20 protein-coding genes are annotated in these 25,408 nt (G+C 71.4%); 13 read left to right on the top strand and 7 right to left on the bottom strand.

Features of this window, described 5'->3' with window-relative positions; translation table 11 throughout:
* The first annotated feature begins 3 nt into the window (after window positions 1-3).
* Window positions 4-1,176 carry a flavodoxin-dependent (E)-4-hydroxy-3-methylbut-2-enyl-diphosphate synthase gene (gene ispG / locus O7617_RS05350; protein WP_088991003.1) on the top strand — a complete coding sequence of 391 codons (1,173 nt, stop codon included), beginning with the start codon at window positions 4-6 and terminating at the stop codon, window positions 1,174-1,176.
* A gap of 258 nt (window positions 1,177-1,434) precedes the next feature.
* On the opposite strand, the gene O7617_RS05345 is transcribed toward ispG, so the two are convergent.
* Window positions 1,435-2,034, bottom strand: coding sequence for a PadR family transcriptional regulator (locus tag O7617_RS05345; RefSeq protein ID WP_282261913.1), 600 nt, complete (start codon window positions 2,032-2,034; stop codon window positions 1,435-1,437).
* A 52-nt stretch (window positions 2,035-2,086) separates the two neighbouring features.
* Here O7617_RS05345 and O7617_RS05340 point away from each other — a divergent pair, with 52 nt between their 5' ends.
* Together O7617_RS05340 and O7617_RS05335 are read left to right on the top strand one after the other, a co-directional pair.
* Window positions 2,087-2,476 carry a hypothetical protein gene (locus O7617_RS05340; RefSeq protein WP_282261912.1) on the top strand — a complete coding sequence of 130 codons (390 nt, stop codon included), beginning with the start codon at window positions 2,087-2,089 and terminating at the stop codon, window positions 2,474-2,476.
* Window positions 2,477-2,680: 204 nt separating this feature from the next.
* Window positions 2,681-3,520: a DUF4081 domain-containing GNAT family N-acetyltransferase gene (locus O7617_RS05335; protein ID WP_282261911.1), complete on the top strand. Its 840-nt coding sequence runs from the start codon at window positions 2,681-2,683 to the stop codon at window positions 3,518-3,520.
* Between the two features lie 271 nt (window positions 3,521-3,791).
* Here the strand turns inward: O7617_RS05335 and O7617_RS05330 are convergent, their stop codons facing one another.
* Window positions 3,792-4,355 carry a hypothetical protein gene (locus O7617_RS05330; RefSeq protein WP_282261909.1) on the bottom strand — a complete coding sequence of 188 codons (564 nt, stop codon included), beginning with the start codon at window positions 4,353-4,355 and terminating at the stop codon, window positions 3,792-3,794.
* Window positions 4,356-5,190: 835 nt separating this feature from the next.
* Between O7617_RS05330 and O7617_RS05325 the strand changes: the two genes are divergently transcribed.
* Window positions 5,191-9,024, top strand: a complete 3,834-nt coding sequence (locus tag O7617_RS05325) for an ATP-binding cassette domain-containing protein (RefSeq protein ID WP_282261908.1) — start codon at window positions 5,191-5,193, stop codon at window positions 9,022-9,024.
* Window positions 9,025-9,069: 45 nt separating this feature from the next.
* Here O7617_RS05325 and O7617_RS05320 read toward each other — a convergent pair whose 3' ends face one another.
* The 4 genes from O7617_RS05320 to O7617_RS05305 all read right to left on the bottom strand — a co-directional run bounded on the left by O7617_RS05320 (window position 9,070) and on the right by O7617_RS05305 (window position 13,329).
* Entirely contained in the window at window positions 9,070-10,137 is a 1,068-nt protein-coding gene (locus O7617_RS05320; RefSeq protein ID WP_282261907.1) for an NADH:flavin oxidoreductase/NADH oxidase, read from the bottom strand.
* Between the two features lie 76 nt (window positions 10,138-10,213).
* Window positions 10,214-11,506 (bottom strand): dicarboxylate/amino acid:cation symporter, encoded by a 1,293-nt coding sequence (locus O7617_RS05315; protein ID WP_282264643.1) that lies wholly within the window; start codon window positions 11,504-11,506, stop codon window positions 10,214-10,216.
* A gap of 196 nt (window positions 11,507-11,702) precedes the next feature.
* A complete protein-coding gene (locus O7617_RS05310; RefSeq protein WP_282261906.1) occupies window positions 11,703-12,371 on the bottom strand; it encodes a DUF998 domain-containing protein in 669 nt (222 codons plus the stop codon).
* On the bottom strand, window positions 12,364-13,329 hold the full coding sequence (locus O7617_RS05305) for a glutathione S-transferase C-terminal domain-containing protein (protein ID WP_282261904.1): 966 nt from the start codon (window positions 13,327-13,329) through the stop codon (window positions 12,364-12,366). The genes O7617_RS05310 and O7617_RS05305 overlap by 8 nt, the downstream gene beginning before the upstream one ends.
* A gap of 107 nt (window positions 13,330-13,436) precedes the next feature.
* Between O7617_RS05305 and pcaF the strand changes: the two genes are divergently transcribed.
* From pcaF to O7617_RS05280, 5 genes are all read left to right on the top strand, one after another.
* Window positions 13,437-14,642, top strand: a complete 1,206-nt coding sequence (pcaF, locus tag O7617_RS05300; RefSeq protein WP_282261902.1) for a 3-oxoadipyl-CoA thiolase — start codon at window positions 13,437-13,439, stop codon at window positions 14,640-14,642.
* Between the two features lie 102 nt (window positions 14,643-14,744).
* Window positions 14,745-15,557, top strand: coding sequence for an SAM-dependent methyltransferase (locus tag O7617_RS05295; protein ID WP_282261900.1), 813 nt, complete (start codon window positions 14,745-14,747; stop codon window positions 15,555-15,557).
* Between the two features lie 4 nt (window positions 15,558-15,561).
* Entirely contained in the window at window positions 15,562-17,781 is a 2,220-nt protein-coding gene (locus tag O7617_RS05290; RefSeq protein ID WP_282261899.1) for an EAL domain-containing protein, read from the top strand.
* Complete coding sequence (locus O7617_RS05285) at window positions 17,778-17,936, top strand: hypothetical protein (protein ID WP_282261897.1); 159 nt, start codon at window positions 17,778-17,780, stop codon at window positions 17,934-17,936. The genes O7617_RS05290 and O7617_RS05285 overlap by 4 nt, the downstream gene beginning before the upstream one ends.
* Window positions 17,933-18,433, top strand: coding sequence for a DUF456 domain-containing protein (locus tag O7617_RS05280; RefSeq protein WP_282261896.1), 501 nt, complete (start codon window positions 17,933-17,935; stop codon window positions 18,431-18,433). The genes O7617_RS05285 and O7617_RS05280 overlap by 4 nt, the downstream gene beginning before the upstream one ends.
* 46 nt (window positions 18,434-18,479) lie before the next feature.
* On the opposite strand, the gene O7617_RS05275 is transcribed toward O7617_RS05280, so the two are convergent.
* Window positions 18,480-18,860, bottom strand: coding sequence for a nuclear transport factor 2 family protein (locus tag O7617_RS05275; RefSeq protein WP_282261894.1), 381 nt, complete (start codon window positions 18,858-18,860; stop codon window positions 18,480-18,482).
* A gap of 375 nt (window positions 18,861-19,235) precedes the next feature.
* Here O7617_RS05275 and O7617_RS05270 point away from each other — a divergent pair, with 375 nt between their 5' ends.
* The 4 genes from O7617_RS05270 to O7617_RS05255 all read left to right on the top strand — a co-directional run bounded on the left by O7617_RS05270 (window position 19,236) and on the right by O7617_RS05255 (window position 25,405).
* On the top strand, window positions 19,236-20,666 hold the full coding sequence (locus O7617_RS05270; RefSeq protein WP_282261892.1) for an MFS transporter: 1,431 nt from the start codon (window positions 19,236-19,238) through the stop codon (window positions 20,664-20,666).
* Window positions 20,667-21,019: 353 nt separating this feature from the next.
* Window positions 21,020-22,555 carry an amino acid permease gene (locus tag O7617_RS05265; RefSeq protein ID WP_282261890.1) on the top strand — a complete coding sequence of 512 codons (1,536 nt, stop codon included), beginning with the start codon at window positions 21,020-21,022 and terminating at the stop codon, window positions 22,553-22,555.
* 114 nt (window positions 22,556-22,669) lie between these two features.
* Window positions 22,670-24,034, top strand: a complete 1,365-nt coding sequence (locus O7617_RS05260) for a glutamine synthetase family protein (protein ID WP_282261889.1) — start codon at window positions 22,670-22,672, stop codon at window positions 24,032-24,034.
* A gap of 15 nt (window positions 24,035-24,049) precedes the next feature.
* Window positions 24,050-25,405, top strand: coding sequence for an aldehyde dehydrogenase family protein (locus O7617_RS05255; RefSeq protein ID WP_282261888.1), 1,356 nt, complete (start codon window positions 24,050-24,052; stop codon window positions 25,403-25,405).
* Window positions 25,406-25,408 lie beyond the last annotated feature (3 nt).

The raw sequence follows: 25,408 nt of genomic DNA, 5'->3' as shown, positions 1-25,408 counted from the left end.
GAAGTGACAGCTATCAGTCTCGGTATGCCCGCCGTGCCGCCCCCGCCGCTCGCTCCCCGCCGGGCCAGCCGCCAGATCATGGTCGGCTCGGTGCCGGTCGGTGGCGGTGCGCCGGTGTCCGTGCAGTCGATGACCACGACCCTCACCTCCGACATCAACGCGACCCTCCAGCAGATCGCCGAGCTGACCGCGTCCGGCTGCCAGATCGTCCGGGTGGCGGTGCCGTCCCAGGACGACGTCGAGGCGCTGCCCGCGATCGCCAAGAAGTCGCAGATCCCGGTGATCGCCGACATCCACTTCCAGCCCAAGTACGTCTTCGCCGCGATCGACGCCGGCTGCGCCGCCGTCCGGGTCAACCCGGGCAACATCCGGCAGTTCGACGACAAGGTCAAGGAGATCGCCCGCGCCGCCGGGGACGCGGGGGTGCCGATCCGGATCGGCGTCAACGCGGGCTCGTTGGACAAGCGGCTGCTGTCGAAGTACGGCAAGGCCACCGCCGAGGCGCTCGTCGAGTCGGCGCTCTGGGAGTGCTCGCTGTTCGAGGAGCACGGCTTCCGGGACATCAAGATCTCGGTCAAGCACAACGACCCGGTCGTGATGATCCGCGCGTACCGGCAGCTCGCCGAGCAGTGCGACTACCCCCTGCACCTCGGCGTCACCGAGGCCGGTCCGGCGTTCCAGGGCACCATCAAGTCGGCGGTCGCCTTCGGTGCGCTGCTGGCCGAGGGGATCGGCGACACCATCCGGGTGTCGCTGTCCGCCCCGCCGGTCGAGGAGATCAAGGTCGGCAACCAGATCCTGGAGTCCCTCGGTCTGCGCGAGCGCGGCCTGGAGATCGTCTCCTGCCCGTCCTGTGGGCGGGCCCAGGTCGACGTCTACAAGCTCGCCGAGGAGGTCACCGCCGGTCTGGAAGGGCTGCCGGTGCCGCTGCGGGTCGCCGTGATGGGCTGCGTCGTCAACGGGCCCGGCGAGGCCCGCGAGGCCGACCTCGGTGTCGCCTCCGGCAACGGCAAGGGCCAGATCTTCGTCAAGGGGCAGGTCGTCAAGACGGTGCCCGAGGCGCAGATCGTGGAGACGCTGATCGAGGAGGCGCTGCGGATCGCCGACGAGATGGGCGCCGAGCTTCCCGAGGAGCTGCGCGGGCTGGTCACCGGCCCGACGGTCACCGTGCACTGATTTTCCATTTGGAAAATGCGGCCGTTCCCCGTGCGGGGAACGGCCGCATTCGTCGTACCCGATGCCGTCCTGCCGCCGTGCGCGGCGGGTGCCGTGCCTGCCGGTGTTTGCCGGCGCCTGTCGGTGTTCTCGGTGCCGTTCGTGCGGACGGTGGCGTGCGGGCGGCGTCGGCGTTCGTGCGGGTGTCGGAGTGCGTTCGGGCGGCGTTGGCGTTCGGACGGACGGTGGCGTGCGTTCGTGCGGGCGTCGGCGTTCGGGTCACTCGGATTCGGCGAGGATCGCGTACAGCTTGCGGCGCGTCTCGTCGAGCACCTGGGCGGCTCGCTCGCGTTGGTCGTCGGTGCCGTTCATCATGACCTGGCGCAGCGCGTTCATCGCTTGGGCCCCGGAGTCGCGGATGTCGTGCCAACTGGTCACCGTGGTCTGGGCGACGTCCGCCCAGGCCGGAGTCTGCGCGGCCTCGGCGGCCTCCGCCTGCCCGGCCTCGGTGACCGTGAAGCGCTTGCGCCCGCCGCCGGACTCCTCCGTGCTGGCGGCGATCACGCCCTCGTCCTCCAGGAGCTGGAGGGTGGGGTAGATCGACCCAGGGCTCGGTCGCCACGCGCCGCCGGTGCGGGAGTCGATCTCCTGGATCATCTCGTAGCCGTGCATCGGCCGCTCGGTGAGCAGAGCCAGCACAGCGGCCCGGACGTTGGGGCGTCGACCTCGACCTCGACCTCTGCCGCGACCCCGGCCGCCCCAGGGGCCGCCGTGTCCGTGCTCGTGGCCATGGTCGTGGGGGCCGGGCGGCACCGGCGGGAAGCCGAACCCTCGCATCCGCGCCTCGTGCCTCGAGTGGTGCTGTCGATGGAACCTCATCAGGTTCTCCCTCTCTTCGTACTGTCGCTGATGCATCAACGATATATCGGCAATGCATCGCCGACAACCCCGGGTCGCCGCCCCGACGCACGGCCCGCGACTGATCGCCCTGCGAGACCGCCCGTTCCTGGCCTTCACCCTGGTCGACGGGCTGATGTCCATGCACATCAGCCTGCTCACCATCGCCCTGCCGCTGTGGATCGCCGGGCACACCACGGCACCCGTCTGGATGATCTCCGCGTTGACGTTGGTCAACACCGGGCTCGTGGTCCTCCTCCAGGTACCGCTGCGGGCACCGCCGCCACCGTGCCCGGAGCCGCCCGTGCCGCCCGTCGAGCGGGCGTGGCAATCGGCCCTGGCCTGCGTACTCTTCGCCGCCAGCAGCGCGCTCCCCACCGCCGGAGCGGTGGCCTGCTCGGCGTCGGAGCGCTCGCCCACGTGACCGGGGAACTGTGGCACTCCGCCCTCGGCTGGGGCGTACCGGGCTGGCTGGTGCTCGGTGCGGTGTTCCTTCTGCTCGGAGCGCTGGTGCCGTCAGTCGTCCGCTGGGCCGAGCGGACCCGTTCCGCCAGCGAACCGGCCGAGCCGATGCCGGCCTTGTCACTCGACCGGCGAAGCGGGGGGTCGATCTGGCAGGCTGGTAGTCGTGCTGACGGTGCCGGTACGGCAACTCGGGGAATCGGAGCGCCGCGCGGTCGAGCGACTACTCGACCATGACCCGTACGCGGGCGCGCAGGTCGCCGAGCGAATCGCCGCGCGTGGCCTCTCGTGGTGGCGGGCCGAGGGGAGAATCCTGGGGTACGGCGCACGGCGCAACCTGGAATCGCTGTGCTGGCTCGGCGGCAACCTGACGCCGGTGCTGGCCAGCGACGCCGCGGTGGCCGCCTTCGCCGACCTGCTCGCCGGCGAGGAACGGCTGTGCTCCTCCATCGTCGGCCGGGCCGACGCCGTGCTGGGGCTGTGGGACCGGCTCTCCGACACGTGGGGGCCAGCGCGAGACGTCCGCCCCAACCAGCCACTGCTGGCCACCGACACCCTGCCACCCATCCCGGCCGACCCGGAGGTACGCCAGGTCCGCTCCGGCGAGGTCGACCGCCTCTTCCCGGCGGCGGTAGCCATGTACACCGAAGAGGTCGGCGTCTCCCCGCTGGCCGAGGACGGCGGGCGCAGCTACCGGCGGCGGGTCAACGACCTGGTCCGGTCCGGCCGGGCGTACGCCCGCTTCGTCGACGGCACTGTCGTCTTCAAGGCCGAGCTGGCCGTGGTGACCAAGCGGACCGCCCAGGTCCAGGGTGTCTGGGTGGCACCCGAGTGGCGGGGCCGCGGTATCGCCACCGCCGCCATGGCGGCCGTGGTCCGCGACGCGCTGCTGCGGGTCGCCCCCACCGTCAGCCTGTACGTCAACGACTTCAACCTCCCGGCCCGCCGCGTCTACGAACGCTGCGGCTTCCAACCGATCGGCACCCTCGCCACGGTCCTCTTCTGACCGCTGGGTGTCTGGTCGTCCCTGACCGTCACGCCCTTCCCAATGGCAGGTCGCGGGCCGAGCCGGCCCGGCTGTTTCGCTCTCCCGACGTGCAGGCCGTGAGTAGTAACTCCACAGATCTTGGACAGCTTCCGTTCCGCGGGCGGAACGGGAACTGCCCAAGATCTCGGTGTGGACGCGCCGCCACCCGTGGTGGCGGTGGTGGATATGCCGCTGGCCGGCACCCCGTTGTGGGGGTGCCGGCCAGCGGTCGAGCTGTTTCGGTGCGGGGTCAGCTGTTCCAGTACTGGCCGACCAGGTCGGTGGCCTGCTGCTCCCACTGGGCGTACGCGTCCGGGTAGGCCGAGACCTGCACGGTCTGCGCGGCATCCGTCAGCGGCATGCCCTGCCACCCGTCGACCTGCTTCAGACCCTTCAAGAACGCCGTCGTGGAGTAGGCGGGGTCGGTGATCTGCTCCGGCGTACCCCAACCACTGGACGGGCGCTGCTGGAACAGGCCCAGCGAGTCGTGGTCGTTGGCGTCGCCGAGGTGGCCCAGGTTCTCCAACTTCGACTCCTGCAGGCTCGTCGCGATCGAGATCACCGCAGCCCGCTCCGGCAGACCCGCCTTCTTCGTGGCGGCGATGATCGCCTTCACGTTCGCGGTCTGCTCACCGTTCAGGTCGATGTGCGACTGCTCACCCTGCGGCTTCGGCGCACCCGCCTGCACTGCGACAGCGGTGGCGGGCTTGGCGTCGACGGGGTTGGCGTGGGCGGCGATCGGACCGGCGAACACACCACCGGCGAACGCCAGACCAGCAACGGACAGCACACTCTTACGCATGATCGTGGTCATGGGGGAAGCTCCTTCGGGGGTCAGAACACCCACCCGGGTACGGCGGGTGCGAGCACCTCGTCCGGCGCTGCAACAAACGGGGGAAGTCTTGGGGGATCATCGGCGGCCTACGGGCGGGGGCTCGTGGCGCCGGGGTCCGGGTGTAACGACCCGGCGGGCCGGGTCATTCCGGGGTCGGCCGAGTCCGTGAGCACCCGGTGGAACGGGGTGCCGGTCGGGCCGGGGTCCAGGTGTAACGACCCGGGTTCGGGGGTCATTCCCGGGGGCGGACCATCGAGCCGACCGGCCGTGGTCCTGCCATCGTCAGGGTGTGTAACGACCCCGGCCCGGCCGTCATTCCGACCGACGAGTGCCGCCGACCACACCCACATACCACCCAAACGGAACAAACCGTACCGGACCGACACGGCCCCGGACCCCACGGCACCCACGCCTGCGGGCAGAACCCCCCGCCTCACGCATGATCCACTCGACTTCGCCGAAATCGCGGTATCCGCGCGGGGTTGATACCGCGACTTCACCGGAAACGCGTCGATCATGCCGGTCTGGGAGGTTCGGGGGCGTCGCGGCAGGGCGGCGAGGTCTGGGGGCGTTGCGGGTGCTGGTCGTCGAGGTCCGTCACCGCCCGACGGGTTGCCGAGGTGTCGAGGGCGCGCACCACCGGTGGGGTTCTTGGCGTGTCGAGGGCGCGGCACCGCCCCATGGGTCGTCGGGGCGCGGCGTCACCGGTGGGGACATGGTCGACGCCCTGCTCAGGGCCCGGAAAATCGGTTGAGACGGCGCACCTACGTCGGCAGGCTTAAGTCTCCGCCACCCCACGTCCGGAGGATTTTCCATGCGCCTGCTCCGAGATCTGTGGGACACCTCGACGCGCCGAATGACGATCGTGGTCACCCTGATCGTGCTCGGTGCCGCCGGTCAGGCCGGTGCCTCGGCGCTGGCGGGTGCGGTGCTCGTGCACCGCTCGGCCGGCTTCTTCGCCGTGCTGGCCGCGGCTCTGGTCGCTGTGGTCCTCAGTGACCTCGCGGTGAGCCTCTTGATGGCCGGTCTGACCGCCGACTGGTCCGCTGACGTGCGCCGCCGGCTCTGCCGGGTCGCACTCGGACAGGACCTGCCGACGCTGGAAACCACACCGGTCGGTGAGTTGCTCGACCGGATCGACGGGGACGTCTACCAGGTGGCGTCGGCCATCCGTAACCAGGGCACGCGGCTCGCCCAGGGGCTCTGCGTCGGTCTGCTGTCGATGGTCGTGGCCCTGGCCGTGTGGTGGCCGGCCGGGGTGGCGATGCTGCTGCTCACTGTGGTGCTCGCCGTCAGCCTTCGCCGGCCCACCGCGCGGATCGGTCCGGCACGGATGGCCGAGGAGGAGGCGTGGTCGGACCTGGCCGCGGTGATGGAGGAGGCGGTGCACGGCCAGGACGACGTACGCACCAGTCTGGCCCGGCCGTACGTGCTGCGGCTGTACGCGCGGCGCGCCGCCGCCGTGCTGTCCCGCGGCCGCGTGGTCTGGGTGCTGTCCGCCAAGGTGGCGACGGCCGCCACCGCGACGATCCGGGCCGGCATCGGCGTGGTGGTGCTCGGCGGCGCCTGGGCGCTGGCCACCGGCCGGGTCGACGCCGCCCGCCTCACCGCCATCTGGCTGCTGGCGCTCGCCTTCGGTGCGACAGCAGAACACGTCAGTCGGATGGTGCCGGAGATCCAGGAGGCTCTCGGCGCGTGGGCCCGGGTGCAGTTGCTCCAGCGTGCTCGGCAGGAGCCCGTCGGAGGGGCCAGCCCGAGCGAAGGTGACCTGCACATCGAGGACCTGACGTTCACGTACCAGGAGGGTGGCCGGGGGGCCGCCTTGCGCGGGCTCGATCTGACCTTCGCGCGGGGTCGCTCGTACGCGCTGATCGGGCGGACCGGTTCGGGTAAGTCGACACTGGCGAAGGTGCTCACCAGGGCGGTCGACGTGCCACCGGGAACGGTCTTCCTCGGCGGCACCGACCTGCGTGACCTCGACGTCGAACAACTGCGCCGCTGGGTGGCGCTGGTGCCGCAACGCACCGAGATCCTGGCCGGCACGCTCGCCGAGAACGTCGCACTCTTCGACTCGGATCTGCTCGACGCCGCAGCCCGCGCGCTCGACGAGCTGGGGCTGGCGGGCTGGATCGCCGAGCTGCCGGACGGTTCGGCGACCCGGTTGGGGGAGGGTGGGCATGTGCTCTCCGCAGGTCAGGAGCAGTTGGTGGCGTTCGCCCGGATCCTGGTCCGTGACCCGCATGTGGTGATCCTCGACGAGGCCACCGCGCGTCTCGACCCGGTGACCGAGGCGCGGGTGCAACGAGCCACCGAACGACTGTTGCGCGACCGGATCGGCATCGTCATCGCGCACCGGCTCTCCTCCGTGCGCCGTTGCGACGAGGTGGTGGTTCTGGCTGACGGCGCGGTGGTGGAGGCCGGTCCGCTGGAGACGTCGACGCGCTTCGCCGAACTGCTGGCCACCAGTCACGCTGCCGCCTTCGCCGCGGCGGCACCGGCCGGCCGCGCGGGCGGCGGCACCGACCTGCTGGTCGGCCCGGACCCGGCCGCCGCCTGGCCGACCGACCTGCCCAACGCCGCCTGGCCGACCAGCCCGGCCCTGGCCGCCGCTTGGCCGACCGACTCGGCCAACCCCGCCTGGCCGACCGACTCGGCGAGCCCGTGGGCCGACCCGGGCGAGCCGGCAACCGTGCGGCCCGACCCGGGCGAGCCGGCAACCGTGCGGCCCGACCTGGGCGAGCCGACGATCGTGCGGCCCGACCCGGACGAGCCGGCAACCGTGCGGCCCGACCTGGGCGAGCCGACGACCGTGCGGCCCGATCCGGACGAACCAAGGACCGGGCGCGCTGAGCTGGTCGAGCCGGGCAAGCAGGCCGAGCCGGTCGAACAGGCCGAGCCGGTCGAGCCCGTCGAGGCGACGAGCGGGTCGGTCGGGCCCACCCGGGCCGACCCGCCGCCGCTGCCGCCCGTGCCGCCGGCCCGTACGTTGCGGGAGATATTCCGGCTCTGTCTCAACGATCCCCGGTACGGGATGGCCGCGATAGTGCTGTTCCTCGGGTTGAGCCTGCTGGGGCTGGACGGGCCGGTGCTGCCGTGGCTCTGGGCTGATCTGGTCGACGGCACCGGCAGCCCGTACCTGCCGGCGGTGGGGATCGTTGCCGGGTTGCTGGTCACCCTGCCGCTGCCGTACTACACCCATGTCTGGTTCCCGGGTTGGTGGGTGCGGCAGATGCTGCGGATCGGCCTGCGCCTGGTGCACGGTCAGACCGGGCCGCGCCGGGTCAGCTCGCACACCCCGGCGGAGGTCGTGGCGCAGGGCGGCGACACCGAGCGGGTGGTTCAGCTCGCCGACAACGTGCTGGACCAGTCGGTGGCGCTGGTCCTGGTCGTGGCCATGACGGCGGTCACCGGCAGTGTCGTACCGGGGCTGTTCTTCCTCGGCACGATGGTCGTCTCCGGGTTGGCGGCGACGCTGTTCGGGCCGAAGCTCGAACGTGCCGCCCGGGCCACGGTGGCGGCACGGGCCGCCTTCGCCACGGCGCTGGTCTCCGCGCTGTCCGCGGCGCGGACGGTGAAGCTCGCCGGTGCTACGACGGCGGTGTTACGCCATCTGGCCGGCCTGGACGTGCTGCGCAGTGACCGGCAGCGGCGGGAGATCTCGGTGCAGGTGTGGGCGCGTTCCACCCCGTCGATGGCCAGCGGACTGTTGCCGATCGGCGCGTGGGCGCTCTACCTGGGCGGCGGGCTGTCCGCCGGTGCGGTGCTGGTGGCCGTCTCCACGTTGGGTGCGGCACGGTGGTTCGCCTGGACCACCGCGTCGTTGATCTCCCAGCTGCCGTCGGCGCGGGTCTGGACCCGGCGGACGGCGGCGATGACCGGAGTGAGCGCGTACTCCGCCGGGGTTCCGGCTGTCGACCTGGCCGCCGGGACGGCGCCCGCGCCGACGCCGCCGCCCCGGCATCCGCTGCGCCGCCTGGAGCTGCGCGATTTCGGGGTGGTGCACTCCGACGGCACGGTGGCCGTCCGGAACGTGGACCTGACCGTGCGGCGTGGGCAGTTGGTGCTGGTGGTCGGGCCGGTCGGGTCGGGTAAGTCCTCGTTGCTGCGGGCGCTGGCCGGGATCGTGCACCACACCGGTGAGCTGGCCTGGAACGGTGATCCGGTCACCGAGCCGGAGTTGTTCCTGCGCCCCAACCAGGTCGGCTACGTCGGCCAGTTGCCCCGGGTGCTGTCCGGCACGGTCGCCGAGAACATCGCCCTCGGGCACCAGGTCGACGCGGCCGGTGCGGTCAGCACCGCCCAGCTCGACCACGACCTGGTCGCCGCCGGTGGTGGGCTCGGTCTGCTCATCGGGCACAAGGGCACCCGGCTCTCCGGCGGGCAGTTGCAGCGGTTGGCGCTGGCGCGGGCGCTGGCACCGCGTACCGAACTGTTGGTCGCCGACGACGTGTCGTCGGCGCTGGACGTCACCACCGAGCTGGCGTTGTGGCAGGCGTTGCGCGACCACGGGGTGACGGTGGTCGGCTCGACCGCGAAGCGCGCGGCGCTGGTCCGGGCCGATCACGTGGTGGTGTTGCTCGGTGGGGCGGTCGCGGCCCAGGGCACCTGGCAGGAGCTGGAGGGCGACTGGTCGCACCTGGCCGGCTGACGGTCGGGCGGCTGCCGGGTACGGCAGCCGCCCGACCACGTCAGGTCAGTAGGCGCGGGCGTACTGGTCGGGGCCGCTGTACGTGACGCCGAGCTTCGCGGCGGCCCGGTGCGGCCAGTACGGGTCGCGCAGCAGCTCCCGGCCGAGCAGCACCAGGTCCGCTTCGCCGCCGGCGACGATCTGCTCGGCGTGCTCGGGCTCGACGATCAGGCCCACCGCGCCGGTCGGCACACCGGCTTCGCGGCGGATCCGAGCGGCCAGCGGCACCTGGTAGCCGGGACCGAGCGGGATGCGCTGCTCGACGCTGACGCCCCCGGACGACGCGTCGACCAGGTCGACGCCGACGCCGGCCAACTCGCCGGCCAGTGCCACGCTGTCCTCGATCGTCCAGCCGCCCTCGACCCAGTCGGTCGCGGAGATCCGGGTCAGCACCGGCACGTCCTCGCCGACCGCGGCGCGCACCGCGCGGGCCACCTCCAGGGTGAGCCGCATCCGGGCGGCCCGGTCGCCGCCGTAGGAGTCGGTGCGGTGGTTGGTCAACGGCGACAGGAACTCGTTGAGCAGGTAACCGTGCGCGGCGTGGATCTCCACGACGGTGAAGCCGGCGTCCAGCGCCCGTTCGGCGGCGGTCGCGAACGCCTCGACCACACCGGCGATGCCGGCGTCGTCGAGGCTGGTGGGCGTCCGGTAGCCGGTGGTGAACGGCTCGGAGCCGGGCGCGACGGGCGTCCAGCCGCCCTCGGCGTCCGGCACGCCGCCGCGTTCCGGTGCCCACGGCCGGTACGTGGAGGCCTTGAACCCGGCGTGCGCGAGCTGCACGGCCGGCACCGCGCCGTGGGCGGCGATGAACGCGGTCACCGGCCGCCACGCGTCGACGTGGGCACCGGACCACAGCCCGGTGTCCTGGGGGCTGATCCGGCCCTCGGGGAGCACGGCCGTCGCCTCGGTCATCACCAGACCGGCACCGCCGACCGCGCGAGAGCCGAGGTGGGTCAGGTGCCAGTCGGTGGGCAGACCGTCGGGGCCGCAGGAGTACTGGCACATCGGCGCCATCGCGATCCGGTTGGGCAGTGTGACGCCACGCAGGGCCAGGGGGGTGAACAGGGAGCTCATGGGGGACATCCTCTCGGAACGGCGACGGCGACGGACCCCCGGGGAGAGGGGTCCGTCGCCGTGCCGGGTGGTGTGGTCAGGCAGGAACGGGGGTCAGGTCGGGCCGGGTCTCGGCGACCGGCTTCGGCTCGGTCAGGTCACGTCGACCGGCGGACTCGTACGCGACGCGGTCGAGGGTGCCCTCGCGGGCGGCGACGACGGTCGGCACCAGGGCCTGCCCGGCCACGTTGGTGGCGGTGCGGATCATGTCCAGGATCGGGTCGATGGCCAGCAGCAGGCCGGCGCCGGCCAGCGGCAGGCCCAGCGTGCTGAGGGTCAGGGTCAGCATCACGATCGCGCCGGTCAGGCCGGCGGTGGCCGCCGAACCGACCACCGAGACGAAGGCGATCAGCAGGTAGTCGGTCACGCCGAGCTGCACACCGAACACCTGGGCCACGAAGATCGCGGCGAGCGCCGGGTAGATGGCGGCGCAACCGTCCATCTTCGTGGTGGCGCCGAACGGCACCGCGAACGAGGCGTACTCGCGGGGCACGCCGAGCCGCTCGACGGAACGCTGGGTCACCGGCATGGTGCCGACCGAGGAGCGGGACACGAAGGCCAGCTCGATGGCCGGCCAGGCGCCGGCGAAGAAGCGCAGCGGGTTGAGCCGGCCGGCGAGGACCAGCACCAGCGGGTAGACCACGAACAGCACGATGGCGCAGCCGACGTAGACGGCGGTGGTGAACTTCGCGAGAGGGGCCAGCAGGTCCCAGCCGTACGAGGCGACGGCGTTGCCGATCAGGCCGAGGGTGCCGATCGGGGCGAGGCGGATGACCCACCAGAGCGCCTTCTGGACGATCTCCAGCAGGGAACGGTTGAGCGCGACGAACGGCTCGGCGGCGTCACCGACCAGCAGCGCGGCCGCACCGATGACGAGGGCCAGGAAGACGATCTGGAGGACGTTGCCCTCGACGAACGCGCCGATCGGGTTGGTCGGCACGATGCCGGTGAGGAAGTCGGTCCACGAGCCGGTGTTCTTCGGCGGGGTCGCGCCACCCAGGTCGAGGGAGACGCCCCTGCCCGGGTTGATGAGCAGGCCGAGCCCGATGCCGATGCTCACCGCGACCAGGGCGGTGATGCCGAACCACATCAGGGTCTTGAGGGCGAGCCGGGCGGCGTTGGCGACACCGCGCAGGCTGACCACGCTGACCACGATGGCGGTGAAGACCAACGGCGGTACGGCCAGCTTGAGGAGCTGGACGAAGAGGCTGCCGACGGTGTGCAGGGTGCTGGTCAGCCAGCTCAGGTCGTTGGTGCGGGCCAGGAAGCCCAGCGCGACGCCGAGCACGAGGCCGAGCAGGATCTGCACGGAGAAGGGGATTTTGCGCAGGCTGAAGGGCATGGTCTATCCATTTGTCCGGTCTGATTCAGGGCAGGCGTGGAAGCGCGCTAGCCCGGACAGATGCCACTGGCCTGCAGTCGGAGATCGACATACAGGCGGACAGTGAGGCCCCAGACATTGGTCATCGTTCGCCGACGGTACGCCGATTTCCGTGCCCGGCAAGGAGCTGTCGGCGTGAGGCTCCTTACAACGGTTGACCTTTCGGCGCCAGGGCCAGCGCGGTGGCGGTGGCCAACCCCCACAGCACGGCGAGCGCGAGGATCAGCCGTTCCAGCACGCCCACGAACGTGCCCCGGCCGACGACGAGCATCGCCAGCCCGACGGCGGCGCAGAGCGGCAGGGCCAGCGCGGCGGCCAGGGCGGCCAGTCGGCGTACCACCCGGCCCGCCGCCCCGGACACGGTGAGCGTGACCATGGCGAAGACCACCGCCGCGATCGCCGCGATGCTCGCGCCGCCGTGCACCAGATCCGCCACCGTCGCACGCTCGAACGGCGGCAGCGGGCAGCCGGCAGAGCAGGTCACCGCCCCGGACACGGCGGTGCAGACGGCGCCGATGGCGAGCAACGCCGGGGCCGCCCACACCCCGGCAGGCAGCGCCACACCGATCAGCAGCAGCGCCGCGGCAAGGGCGAGAACCCCGATCCGGTACGTCAGGGCGTGCGCGCTGTCGGCGATGCCCGCCTCGCTGACGTACCCGGTGAAGCCCGGGCCGGGACCGGCGACCACGGCGACCGTCACCGCGACCGCACCGGCCACCGCGCAGCCGGCCGCGGCGGACCCGGCGACCCGGCGGGCGACGTCGGCGCGGATCCTCGCCGCGGTCGTGGTGCCGGGCCGACCCGCGTCAACCACGCCCGTGCGGCGTGCTCCAGCCGGACTCGTCCGGCCCGAGCGGCCCGATCCCGGTCGGATTGATCTCTCGGTGGGTGCCGTAGTAGTGCCGCTTGATGTGGTCGAAGTCCACCGTCTCGCCGAAGCCCGGGGTCTGGAACAGGTCCCGGGCGTACGCCCACAGCACCGGCATCTCGGTCAGCTTGCCGCGGTTGCACTTGAAGTGCCCGTGGTACGCGGCGTCGAAGCGGACCAGCGTGGTGAACAGCCGCACGTCGGCCTCGGTGATCGTGTCGCCCATCAGGTAACGCTGCCCGGCGAGCCGTTCGGAGAGGGCGTCCAGTCGGGCGAACAGGGCCCGGAACGCCTCGTCGTACGCCTCCTGGGAGGTGGCGAACCCGCACCGGTAGACGCCGTTGTTGACGTCGGTGTGGATCTCGGCCATCAGCGCGTCCATCTCGGGCCGCATCTCGACCGGGTACAGGTCGGGTGCCCCCGCACGGTGCAGCGACCGCCACTCCGTCGAGAAGTCGAGGGTGAGCTGCGGATAGTCGTTGGTGACGACCCGGCCGGTCAGGGTGTCCACCAGCGCCGGCACGGTCACCCGGCCGGTGTAGTCCGGGTCGGTGGCCAGGTACGCCTCGGACAGGAAGCTCACGCCGAGCACCGGGTCGAAGCCGTCCGGGTCGAGGGCGAACGCCCAGCCCCGCTCGTCCCGGATCGGGTCGACGGTGCCCAGCGAGATCGCGTCGTCCAGCCCGAGCAGGCCGCGTACGATCCTCGCCCGGTGCGCCCACGGGCAGGCCCGGCACCAGATCAGCCGGTACCGGCCGGCCTCCAGCGGCCAACGGTCCTGCTCGTCGGGGCCGCCACCCGGCGGCGAGGTCGAGTCGGCGGTGACCCGCCCGGTGAACCGGTTGGGCTGGCGGACGAACGCGCCGCCACTGCTGGTCTCTGCGCTGAACTGGGCCCGGGCCATGCCGTCAACCTATCCGCTGTCGGCGCGGATATCCTGGCGGCCGGTAGCCCCCGCGATCCGGTGGGCCTGCCCCCACCCCCGCCGTCTGCACCCCCGAAGGACTCGCGATGACCGTGGCATACCTGGTGGCCGGTGTCCGCACCCCGATCGGCCGGTACGCCGGTGCGCTGGCCGGCGTCCGCCCCGACGACCTGGCCGCGCACGTGATCCGGGAGCTGGTGGCCCGGCACCCCTCGGTGGACTGGGCCCGGGTGGACGACGTCGTGCTCGGCTGCGCCAACCAGGCCGGCGAGGACAACCGCAACGTGGCCCGGATGTCGGCGCTGCTGGCCGGCCTTCCCGAGGAGGTGCCGGGCAGCACCGTCAACCGGCTCTGCGGCTCCGGGCTGGACGCGCTCGCCACCGCCGCCCGATCCATCGTCGCCGGTGACGCGGAGCTGGTGATCGCCGGTGGGGTGGAGAGCATGAGCCGGGCGCCGTTCGTCATGCCGAAGGCGACGTCGGCGTACTCCCGGTCGGCCGAGGTGTACGACACCACCCTGGGCTGGCGGTTGGTCAACCCGCTGATGCGCGACGGGTGGGGCGTCGACTCGATGCCGGAGACGGCGGAGAACGTGGCCGCCGAGTACGGCGTCAGCCGGGCCGAGCAGGACGCCTTCGCGTACCGCTCGCAGCAGCGCGCGGCCAAGGCGCAGGCCGACGGCCGGTTCGCCGAGGAGATCGTGGCGGTGTCGGTGCCCGCCGGCCGTCGGGAGACCCGGCTGGTCGAGGTCGACGAGCACCCCCGGGAGACCACGCTGGAGAAGTTGGCGGCGCTGCCGACCCCGTTCCGCGACGGCGGCACGGTGACCGCCGGCAACTCATCGGGCGTCAACGACGGAGCCGTCGCGCTGCTGGTCGCCGGCGAGGCGGCGGTGGCCCGTTACGGCCTCACCCCGCTGGCCCGGGTCAGCGGCGCGGCGGCGGCCGGCGTACCGCCCCGGATCATGGGCATCGGCCCGGTCCCGGCGACCCGCAAGCTGCTCGACCGGCTCGGCGTCGAGCTGGGCGCGGTGGACGTGGTGGAGCTGAACGAGGCGTTCGCCGCGCAGTCCGTGGCGGTGCTGCGGGAGCTCGGGCTCCCCGTGGACGCCGAACACGTCAACCCGAACGGCGGCGCGATCGCGCTGGGGCACCCGCTCGGCGCCAGCGGCGCGCGCCTGGCGCTGACCGCCGCCCTGGAGTTGCGCCGCCGCGGAGGCCGCCGGGCTCTGGCCACCATGTGCATCGGCGTCGGTCAAGGGATCTCGCTGTTGCTGGAGTCAGCCGCCTAGAGTGGTCCACACCACACGACCCGCGGGTCTGCCGGTGATCGCGCACGTCCGTCGACGCCGGTGCCGTCCCGCGCCGCGGCGACGACACTGGGGAGCACACTGATGCCCGACGGACTGCCGACCGAGATCGATCTGACCAGGCCGAGCGCGGCCCGGGTGTACGACTACTTCCTCGGCGGGGCGCACAACTTCGAGATCGACAGGCAACTGGCCGAACAGATCGCGAGCATGACCCCGAACCTCGCCGCCACCATGCGGTCCGGCCGTGAGTTCCTGCGCCGGGCCGTGCGGACGCTGCTCGACGCCGGCATCGACCAGTTCCTCGACATCGGCTCCGGAATTCCCACCGTCGGCAACGTGCACGAGGTCGCCCAGGGGGTGAACCCCAAGGCCCGCGTGGTGTACGTCGACATCGACCCGGTCGCTGTCGCCCACAGCCGGGACCTGCTCGCGGGCAACGAGCTGACCGGTGTCATCCACGCCGACCTGCGCGAGCCGGAGCGCATCCTCGCCGAGACCCGGCAGCTCGGGCTGATCGACTTCAGTCGACCCATGGGCGTCCTGCTGGCCGGGGTGGTGCACTTCATCCCCGACGGCGACGGGCCCGAGGAGATCCTGGCCACCCTGCGGGCCGCCGCCGCGCCGGGCAGTTTCCTGGTCCTCTCGCACTCCACGTTCGAGGACCAGCCGCAGGAGATGCTCGACGCCCAGCGTCTCTCCGCCCGAACGGACACCGAGATCACCCTGCGCTCCCGCGCCCAGGTGACCGGCTTCTTCGGCGACTGGACCGTCCTGGAGCCGGGCGTGGTGCACATGCCGCTGTGGCGTCCCGACTCACCGTCCGAGGTGGACGAGCACCCGGAGCGGTTCGGCGCCTTCGGCGGCGTCGCCCGGTACGACCAGCCCGCCGGCTGATCCCATGGCCGCCGTCCCGGACTCCGCCGGGGTCGATGCCGGCCGGGACCCCGCCGGGGTCGATGCCGGCCGGGACCCCGCCGGGGTCGATGCCGGCCGGGTCGATCCTCGGGGGTACGCCGCCGACTGGGCCCGCGCGGTACGCCGCCTCGGTTTCGTGCCCCTCAGCCCGGCCGAGACCGAGCGGCTGCTGCTGGTGCACACGATCCGGCTGGCGGAGGCGGTGCGGGCGGAGCCGTTCACCACCCGCCCCGCCGAGGACGTCGGCGCGGCGCTGGTGGCGGCGCACCTGACCGAGCCACAGGCCCTGGACTGGACGGTGCACACCCTCGGTACGGACTTCCCGCACCGGGTGCTCGGTGCCGCCGACCGTCCGGCGGACCTCGCCGAGCGGATGGCGGCCCTCCAGGGTGGGCTGGCCGCCGGATTCGCCCGGGCGCTTCGCGACCGTACCTTCAGCCAGCAGGAGCGGATCGCCCGCTCGGCCTGGCAGGCCCGCGACGAGGTCGAGCAGGCGTTGCGCGACAGCGAGGCGCGGTTTCGGGCCGTCTTCACCGGTGCGGCCATCGGGATCGGCATCGCCGACGTGGACGGTCGGATCGTCGATGTCAACCAGGCGTTCGCCGACATGCTCGGCTATTCGATCGAGGAGCTGTGCGAGACCAACGTGGCCGCGTTGTTCCACGCCGACGACGCCGCCGGCATGTGGGAGCTGTACCAGGAGCTGGTCGAGGGCAAGCACGAATCCGCCCGGGTGGAGAAGCGGTACCACCGCAAGGACGGCAGCATGGTCTGGACCGACCTGGCGGTTTCGCTGATCCGGCACGACGACGGCCGGCCCCGCTACACGGTCGCGATGATCGAGGACATCACCCAGCGGTACGAACTCCAGCAGCGGCTGCGCTTCCAGGCCCTGCACGACCCACTGACCGGGTTGCCCAACCGGACGTTGTTCTTCGAGACGCTGGGCCGGGTCCTCGACAGCGCGGACACCGGGAAGCGGGTCGGGGTCTGCTTCCTCGACCTGGACGGCTTCAAGGCCATCAACGACAGCCTCGGCCACGACCTCGGTGACCAACTGCTCGTCATGATCGGCCGACGGCTGAACGCGTGCGTGGCCGACCACGGCCACCTGGTCGCCCGGATGGGCGGCGACGAGTTCGTGATCCTCGTCGACGGAGGGGACGACATCGACGACGCGGTGGCCGTCGCGGAGGCGGCGCTGGCCGCCGTCGCGGCCCCGGTGCACGTCGGCGACCACCAGTTGGCCGTCTCCGCCAGCGTGGGCATCGTGCAGTGCCCGGCGGCGGAGACCAGCCCGTCCGAGCTGATGAAGGCCGCGGACACCACGCTCTACTGGGCGAAGGCGGCGGGCCGGGGCCAGTGGGCGGTCTACGACCCGGAACGCAGCGCCCGCGACATCGCCCGGTCGGCGCTGGTCGCCGGGCTGCCGGCCGCGCTGGACCGGGGCGAGTTCGTCCTGCACTACCAACCGATCGTGTCGCTGCTGGAGGGCAGCATGCTCGCGGTGGAGGCGCTGGTCCGGTGGGAGCACCCGGAGCTGGGCCTGATCGGCCCGGACCGGTTCATCGGCCTGGCCGAGGAGACCGGCCTGATCGTCCGGCTCGGCGAGTGGGTGCTCCGGCAGGCCTGTCACGACGCCGAGCGGTGGTGGCGGGAGTTCCCCGACGCCCGGCTGGTGGTCAGCGTCAACCTGGCCGCCCGGCAGGCCGACGACCCGGCGATCGTGGAGACCGTGGCGGACGCGCTGCACACCAGCGGGCTGCCCGCGGGCCTGCTCCAACTGGAGCTGACCGAGAGCGCGGTGATGGGCAGCGCCGACGAGCCGTTGCGCAGCCTGCACCGGCTCGCCGCCCTCGGTGTCCGGCTGGCCGTGGACGATTTCGGCACCGGGTACTCCAACCTCGCGTACCTGCGGCGGTTGCCGATCCACTGCCTGAAACTCGCCGGCCCGTTCGTCGAGGGCATCCGCGCCGACGATGCCGCCGACCACCGCGACGAACGGATCGTCGACGCGTTGGTCCGCTTGGCGCACGCGTTGGAGTTGTGGGTGACCGCCGAGGCGGTGGAGACCGGCGAGCAGGCGGAACGCCTGCGGGCGCTGCGCTGTGACACCGGGCAGGGCCGGCTCTTCGGCGCCCCGGCCCCGGCCGAGGCGATCACCGCCCGGCTGCGTGGTGGCGTGAGCGAGCGGGGCGAGTGAGCCGGTGGGCGCGACGGCGTGGCGAGGCGAGTGAGCCGGTGGGTGCGACGGCGTGGCGGCGTGAGCGGGCGGCGCGACTGGGCCGGTGGGTGCGGGAGCGGAGCGCGGGCGCGGCGTTGCGGGCTGAGCGGCGGCAGGGGAAGGTGACAGTGTGAACCTGACCGACTCGCAGACGGCGGTGACCGTGGTGGCCGGGTTGGCCATCCTGGCCGGTTTGGCCGGCGTGGTGGTGCCCGGCCTGCCGGCGTTGCCGCTGTGCTGGGGTGGCGTGCTGGTCTGGGCGATCTTCGGTGGCGCGGGCGTGGCTGGCTGGGCGGTGTTCGCCGCTGCCACGGTGGCCGCCGCGGGTGGCGTCGTGATCAAGTACGCGTGGCCCGGACGGAACCTGAAACAGGCGGGTGTGCCGACGTCCACGCTGCTCGCCGGCGGGGTGCTCGGCATCATCGGGTTCTTCGTGGTGCCGGTCGTCGGGCTGGTGCTCGGCTTCGTCGGCGGGGTGTGGGCGGCGGAGCGGCTGCGGCTGGGCAGCAACCGCCTCGCCTGGCCGTCCACGGTGCAGGCGCTCAAGGCCGCCGGCCTGTCCATGCTCGTGGAGTTCCTCGCCGGACTCGTCATCGCCGCCCTATGGGTCGGCGGCCTCCTACTGACCTGACCCGAGCTACCAGGCTGCTCGGGTCAGGCGAGGTCAGGACTTTGTGCTACGACTGGAGCAGCTTCATCGCGTACTGCGGATTGCCGTAGTCCCGCCAGGCGGCGATCTTGCCGTCACGGATCTCGTAAACCGCCAGGTTCATGATGGGTGCGAGTTTGCCGCCCGGAAGTGCCAATCCATGCACCTGCTCGGCGAGTACGACGTCATCGTTCACCGCCTGGTTGACCGTCTCGAACTTCACCTGCGCGAAGGTGCGGAATACGCCCTCCCAGACCTGGACGACGTTGTCGCGCCCTTTCACCGGAGTCTCCCCGTAATTCTCGAAGACCACGTCGGGGTGCAAGAAGGTGCCTACCTTCTCCGCGTCCTTGGTGTTGAACGCCTCGACGAACTCCCGAACCAGATTGTCATTGTCCATCGCTGACATTGTCACTCCTTGGTCAAGTTTCGTAATACTTCTGCCGGGCGAAGATGTTCAGTACCAGCGTCCGCGTTGGGGAAGCCGACGCGTGGGCCGGAGCGGCTGGCAGTTAGTGATTCATGACGGCAACCCTGCCGCACCTAAAATGGACCCGCAAGTCCAATCCTTGTGCTTGGCGTACGCCACACCCAGGCTGTGCGGCCAGTCACTCTGGACTTGCAGGTCCAATTTCGCGTGGTCATTCTCGTGGTCACGGATCCGGCGACGCTTCGCGTTCGATCCGGCGGGCTGAAGGTCCGATTCTTGGCCCAACCCAATTCAGGTCGACACGTACGTCGACGTCTTTCATTCCAGCCGCCGCACTCAACGAGGGAAAACGCCATGTCGACATCCGCCGCCCCGCCGGCAGAGTCACTGCAGGTGCAGGGCTCACCCCGGCATAAGGCCGCCGCCGGGGCCGTTGCGATCCTGTTGCTGGGTCAATTCATGATCGTGATGGACTCCACGATCGTCAACGTCGCGCTTCCCGACATCGCCAGCGAGCTGCACTTCGGTCCGGCCGCGCTGTCGTGGGTGCTCAATGGTTACATCCTCGCTTTCGGCGGTCTCCTGCTTATGGGTGGCCGTCTGGGAGACGTGCTGGGCCGACGCCGCATGTTCTGGGCCGGACTGTTCGTCTTTACGCTGTTCTCGCTACTCAGCGGCCTGGCGACCTCGGGCACGTTTCTCGTGATCGCCCGGGTCGTCCAGGGTGCGGGCGGAGCGATCGCCGCACCGCAGGTGCTCGCGCTGCTCACCGCGAACGCGGCTACCGATGGTGCGCGTAACAAAGCGATCGCGCTCTTCTCCGGTGTCTCCGCGGTGGCCGGCACCCTGGGGTTCGTCATCGGCGGAGTGCTGACCGAGGTCGCCTCGTGGCGCTGGACCCTGCTGGTCAACGTGCCACTCGGTGTTATCGCGCTGGCGTTGGTCGCTTTCCTGATCACCGAAACTCCCCGGCGCCCCGGCCGGTTCGACGTCGGCGGCGCGCTCTCAGCCGTCGGCGGCGCGGTCGCCCTGGTGTGGGGGCTGACGCAGGCGCCGGAGAAGGGCTGGGCTTCCGCCCAGACGATCGGTGGCCTCCTGATCGGGGTGCTCCTGCTGGCCGTGTTCGTCGTTGTGGAGGGCAGGGTGCCCCACCCGTTGCTGCGGTTGGGGCTACTGCGCAGCCGGGTCCGGCTGGCGTCCCTGTTGGCGATCTTCGCCTTTGTCGGCTCTCAGATCGCGCAGTACTTCATCCTCGTCCAGTTCCTGCAGGTTCAGCTCACGTACTCCCCGCTCGAGGCCGGACTGACCTTCGTGGCCCTGTCCGCCAGCGTCGTCGCGCTGTCTCCCTTCGTGCCGCGGCTCCAGGCCCGCTTCGGCGGACCGACGCTGATGATCGTCGGCGCGGTCGGGACGGTCGCGAGTTTCCTCTGGCTGGCTACGCTTGGCCCGGAGAGCACCTTCCTGGGCGCGTTGCTCGGGCCGATGGTGATCAATGGCATCACAACGGCTCTCGTGGTCCTGCCGGCGACCGCGGGCGTGCTTGCCGGCGTCGAGCCCGAGCACTCCGGTTCCGCCTCCGGGTTGTTCCAGACCATGCAACAACTCGGCGGAGCGATGGGGCTTGCCGTCATCGCCTCGGTCTACGCCAGCAACTCGGTGCCCGGCCAGTTTCTGCCCGGGGTGCGGGAAGCCTTCCTCGCTGCCGCCGTGCTTGCGGCGGTCGCCGGCGTCGGCGCGCTGTGGTCGTCCTCAGGCCGAGCAGCGGGCAACGATTCTATTGGCTAACTCGCTGTGATCGGGGCTCGCCGCCGACCCAGGGCAATCCGGTCGGGTAGAGCGCGGCGGCGCGGGGCACCTTCGTCGGTTACGGCGGTAGCCGTACGAGAGAGAGGCGGTGTCCCGCGCCACCGTGTGCCGGGCGTTGCCGAGCGCCCGGCGGAGCCCGTTGCGATCGGGCCTGCGCACGGGATACAGCATGCGGTTGTCCAGCGTGCGGCGGCAACGGGATTAGCGGGACGGCACGCGCGACGTATTGACCGTCCCTGATCAACGGGACCACACTTTGCGCACTCGTTGACGGAACCACCTCAGGGGGGTGCGCAGTGGCCACGACGCCCGTTCCGACCGCAGAGCAACCGATGGACGACGACGCGCGGCGACTCGCCGAGCTCGGCTACAAGCAGGAACTGCGCCGCAAGTGGAGCGGCTTCTCCAACTTCGCCATCTCCTTCTCGATCATCTCGATCCTGGCCGGTTGCTTCACCACCTTCGGTCAGGCGTGGAACAACGGCGGTCCGGTCGCCATCTCCTGGGGCTGGCCGCTGATCTCGCTGTTCATCCTCATCATCGGCTTCTGCCTGGCGGAACTGGTGTCGGCGTACCCGACCGCGGGCGGAATCTACTGGTGGGCGGCCACCATGGGTCGCCCGGTGCACGGCTGGTTCACCGGCTGGTTGAACCTCATCGGTCTGGTGGCGGTCACCGCCTCGGTGGACTACGGCTGCGCGACGTTCCTCAACCTCACCCTGTCGGCGCTCTTCGACGGGTGGGCCGGGACGCTGCGGCAGGCGTTCGTCCTCTTCGTGATCATCCTGGTGCTGCACGGGCTGATCAACATCTTCGGGCACCGGATCATCGACGTACTCCAGAACGTCTCGGTCTGGTGGCACGTGGCCGGCGCGGCCGTCGTGGTGGCCATCCTGGTCTTCGTCCCCGACGACCACCAGAGCTTCCAGTTCGTGTTCACCGAGCGCTTCAACAACTCCGGCTTCGGTGACGGGGACGTCGGCGGGTTGACGTTCTGGTTCTACGTGCTGCCGCTGGGCTTCCTGCTGACGCAGTACACGATCACCGGGTTCGACGCCTGCGCCCACGTCTCCGAGGAGACCCGCGGTGCGTCGCAGGCCGCCGCGCGCGGGCTCTGGCAGTCCATCTTCTACTCGGCGGTCGGCGGCTGGATCCTGTTGCTGGCGTTCCTCTTCGCGGCCACCGACGTCGAGGCGGTCAACGCCGCGGGCGGCTTCTCCGGCGCGATCTTCGAATCCGCGCTGACCCCGGTGTTCTTCAAGATCGTCATCATCATCTCCACGATCGGTCAGTTCTTCTGCGGCATGAGCTGCGTGACGTCGATGAGCCGGATGGCGTACGCGTTCAGCCGGGACCGGGCGGTACCCGGTTGGCGCCTCTGGTCGACTGTCGACCGCAACGGCACCCCGGTCAACGCGATCATCGGCGCCACGGTGGCCGGCCTGGTGCTGACCCTGCCGGCGCTCTACGAGAGCTCGGCCGGCATCCCGGTCGCCTTCTACGCGGTGGTCTCCGTCGCGGTGCTCGGGCTCTACCTGTCCTTCCTCATCCCGATCGCCCTGCGGCTGCGCATGGGGGACCGGTTCGTCCCCGGCCCCTGGACGCTGGGGCGGAAGTACAAGCTGCTCGGCTGGCTCGCGGTGATCGAGATCGCGGTGATCGCCGTCTACTTCGTGCTGCCGATCGTGCCCGCCGGGGTGCCCGGCAACGACGGGTTCACCTGGACGGCGGTGAACTACGCGCCGCTCGCCGTCGGCGGGGTGCTGCTGGTGGTCGCCGTCTGGTGGTACGCGTCGGCCCGGAAGTGGTTCACCGGTCCGGTGCGTACCGTCGAGCAGCCCACGGCGCCGGTCGACGGCCCGGCCTGAGCCGCACCCGGCGGGACGGGCGTCGCTCCCGTCCCGCCGGGTTTGCCGCCGACCCTCGTGGGGGCATTGACGGTGATCCGGTTTGCCAGTAGACCTTGGTGATGGAGGCCCGCCATGAGTAAAGCGCCGCTCACGCTGGAACAACTGCGGGTCGCCGTCGACGAGGGCGAGATCGACACCGTGGTGTTGGCCCTGGTCGACATGCAGGGCCGGTTGCAGGGCAAGCGGTTCCACGCGCCGTTCTTCCTCGACCAGGTGGCGGAGCACGGCAGCGAGGGCTGCAACTACCTGCTCGCCGTGGACGTCGACATGAACACCGTCGACGGGTACGCGATGTCGAGCTGGGAGCGTGGCTACGGCGACTTCGCCATGGTGCCGGACTTCGGCACGTTGCGCCGGACGCCGTGGCAGCCCGGCTCGGCGATGCTGTTGGCCGACCTGACCTGGCTCGACGGCTCGGGTGACGTGGTCGCCTCGCCCCGGCAGATCCTGCGCCGCCAGTTGGATCGGTTGGCCGAGCACGGGCTGACCGCGTACGCGGGCACCGAGCTTGAGTTCGTGCTGTTCCGCGACTCGTACGAGGACGCCTGGCGGCAGGGCTACCGGGACCTCACCCCGGCGAATCAGTACAACGTCGACTACTCGTTGCTCGGCACCGCCCGGGTGGAGCCGCTGCTACGCCGCATCCGCACCGAGATGGCCGCCGCCGGGCTGACGCCGGAGAGCGCCAAGGGTGAGTGCAACCTCGGCCAGCACGAGATCGCGTTCCGCTACGACGAGGCGGTGGCCTGCGCCGACCACCACGTCATCTACAAGAACGGCGCCAAGGAGATCGCCGCCCAGGAGGGCATGTCGATCACCTTCATGGCCAAGCCGAACGAGCGGGAGGGCAACTCCTGCCACATCCACTTCTCGCTGCGCGACGCCTCCGGCTCGTCGGCGATGCTCGGGGACGGGCCGGCGCACCTGTCGCCGACCGGGCAGCGGGTGCTGGCCGGGCTGCTGGCCACCATGCGGGAGTTCAGCCTGCTGTTCGCCCCGAACATCAACTCCTACAAGCGCTACCAGCCGGGCTCGTTCGCCCCGACGGCGCTGCGCTGGGGGGTGGACAACCGCACCTGCGCGCTGCGGGTGGTGGGGCACGGGCAGGGCATGCGGGTGGAGAACCGGGTGCCCGGGGCGGACGTCAACCCGTACCTGGCGATCGCCGGGCTGGTCGCCGGGGCGCTGCACGGCATCGACCAGGAGTTGGAGTTGGGCGACGAGTGCACCGGCAACGCGTACGACGACCCGGAGGCCGAGCGGGTCCCCGGCACGTTGCGCGACGCGCTGGCGCTCTGGGAGGGCTCGACGGTGGCCCGGGAGGCGTTCGGCGCGGAGGTGGTGGCCCACTACGCCAACCAGGCGAGGGTGGAGCTGGCCGCCTTCGACGCCGCGGTGACGGACTGGGAGCTGACCCGTGGCTTCGAACGCCTGTGAGGCGGGGGTGATGGCGTGACCCTGGTTCGTGATCCTGCTTCTGAGGAGATCGTCCGGGAGGTTCCCGGGGCTTCCCTGGACTCGGTGGACGCGGCTGTCGCGCGGGCGGGTGTCGCCTTCGAGACGTGGCGGACGGTCGGGCCGGGGGACCGGGCCCGCTTGCTACGACGGTTCGCCTCCGTCGTCGACGCGCATCTGGACGAGTTGGCCGCGCTGGAGGTCCGCAACTCCGGGCACACCATCGGCAACGCCCGGTGGGAGGCCGGCAACGTCCGGGACGTCCTGGACTACTACGCCGGGGCGCCCGAGCGGTTGACCGGGCGGCAGATCCCGGTGCCGGGCGGGCTGGACGTCACCTTCCACGAGCCGCTCGGTGTGGTCGGCGTGATCGTGCCGTGGAACTTCCCGATGCCGATCGCCGCCTGGGGGTTCGTGCCGGCCCTCGCCGCCGGCAACACGGTGGTGCTCAAACCCGCCGAGTTGACCCCGCTCACCGCGCTGCGGCTGGCCGAGCTGGCCCGCGAGGCCGGCCTGCCCGACGACGTGTTCACCGTCGTACCGGGCGAGGGGGCGGTGGTGGGGGAGCGGTTCGTCAGCCACCCGGCGGTCCGCAAGATCTGCTTCACCGGCTCCACCGAGGTCGGCACCCGGATCATGGCCGGCTGCGCCGCGCACGTGAAGCGCCTCACTCTGGAGCTGGGGGGCAAGAGCGCGAACATCGTGTTCGCCGATGCGGACCTGGAACGCGCCGCCGCGACCGCGCCGGGCGCGGTCTTCGACAACGCCGGCCAGGACTGCTGCGCACGGTCGCGGATCCTCGTCCAACGCCCGGTGTACGACAGGTTCCTGGAACTGCTCGAACCGGCGGTACGCGCGGTGCGGGTCGAGGACCCGTCCCGGGACACCGCCGAGATGGGCCCGCTGATCTCCGCCGCCCAGCGGGACCGGGTCGCCGGCTACCTCGACGGGGCGGAGATCGCGTTCACCGGCTCCTGCCCCGACGGCCCCGGGTTCTGGCACGCGCCCACCGTGCTGCTGGCCGACTCACCGGCCGACCGGCACTGGCGGGAGGAGATCTTCGGACCGATCGTCTCGGTGTTGCCGTTCGACGACGAGGCCGACGCGGTCCGGCTCGCCAACGACACCGATTACGGCCTCTCCGGCTCCATCTGGACCCGGGACGTCGGTCGGGCGCTGCGCCTGGCCCGCGCCGTCGAGGCGGGCAACCTCAGCGTCAACTCGCACTCCTCGGTGCGCTACTGGACCCCGTTCGGTGGGATGAAGCGTTCCGGGCTCGGCCGTGAGCTGGGCCCGGACGCGTTGCACTCCTTCACCGACGTCAAGAACGTGTTCATCGCGACAGAGGAGTGATGC

It is taken from the genome of Micromonospora sp. WMMD1155 (assembly GCF_029581275.1).
GTDB lineage: Bacteria > Actinomycetota > Actinomycetes > Mycobacteriales > Micromonosporaceae > Micromonospora.
Note: the sequence above shows the minus strand (reverse complement) of the source record. Positions and strands in the feature narration are given on the sequence as shown.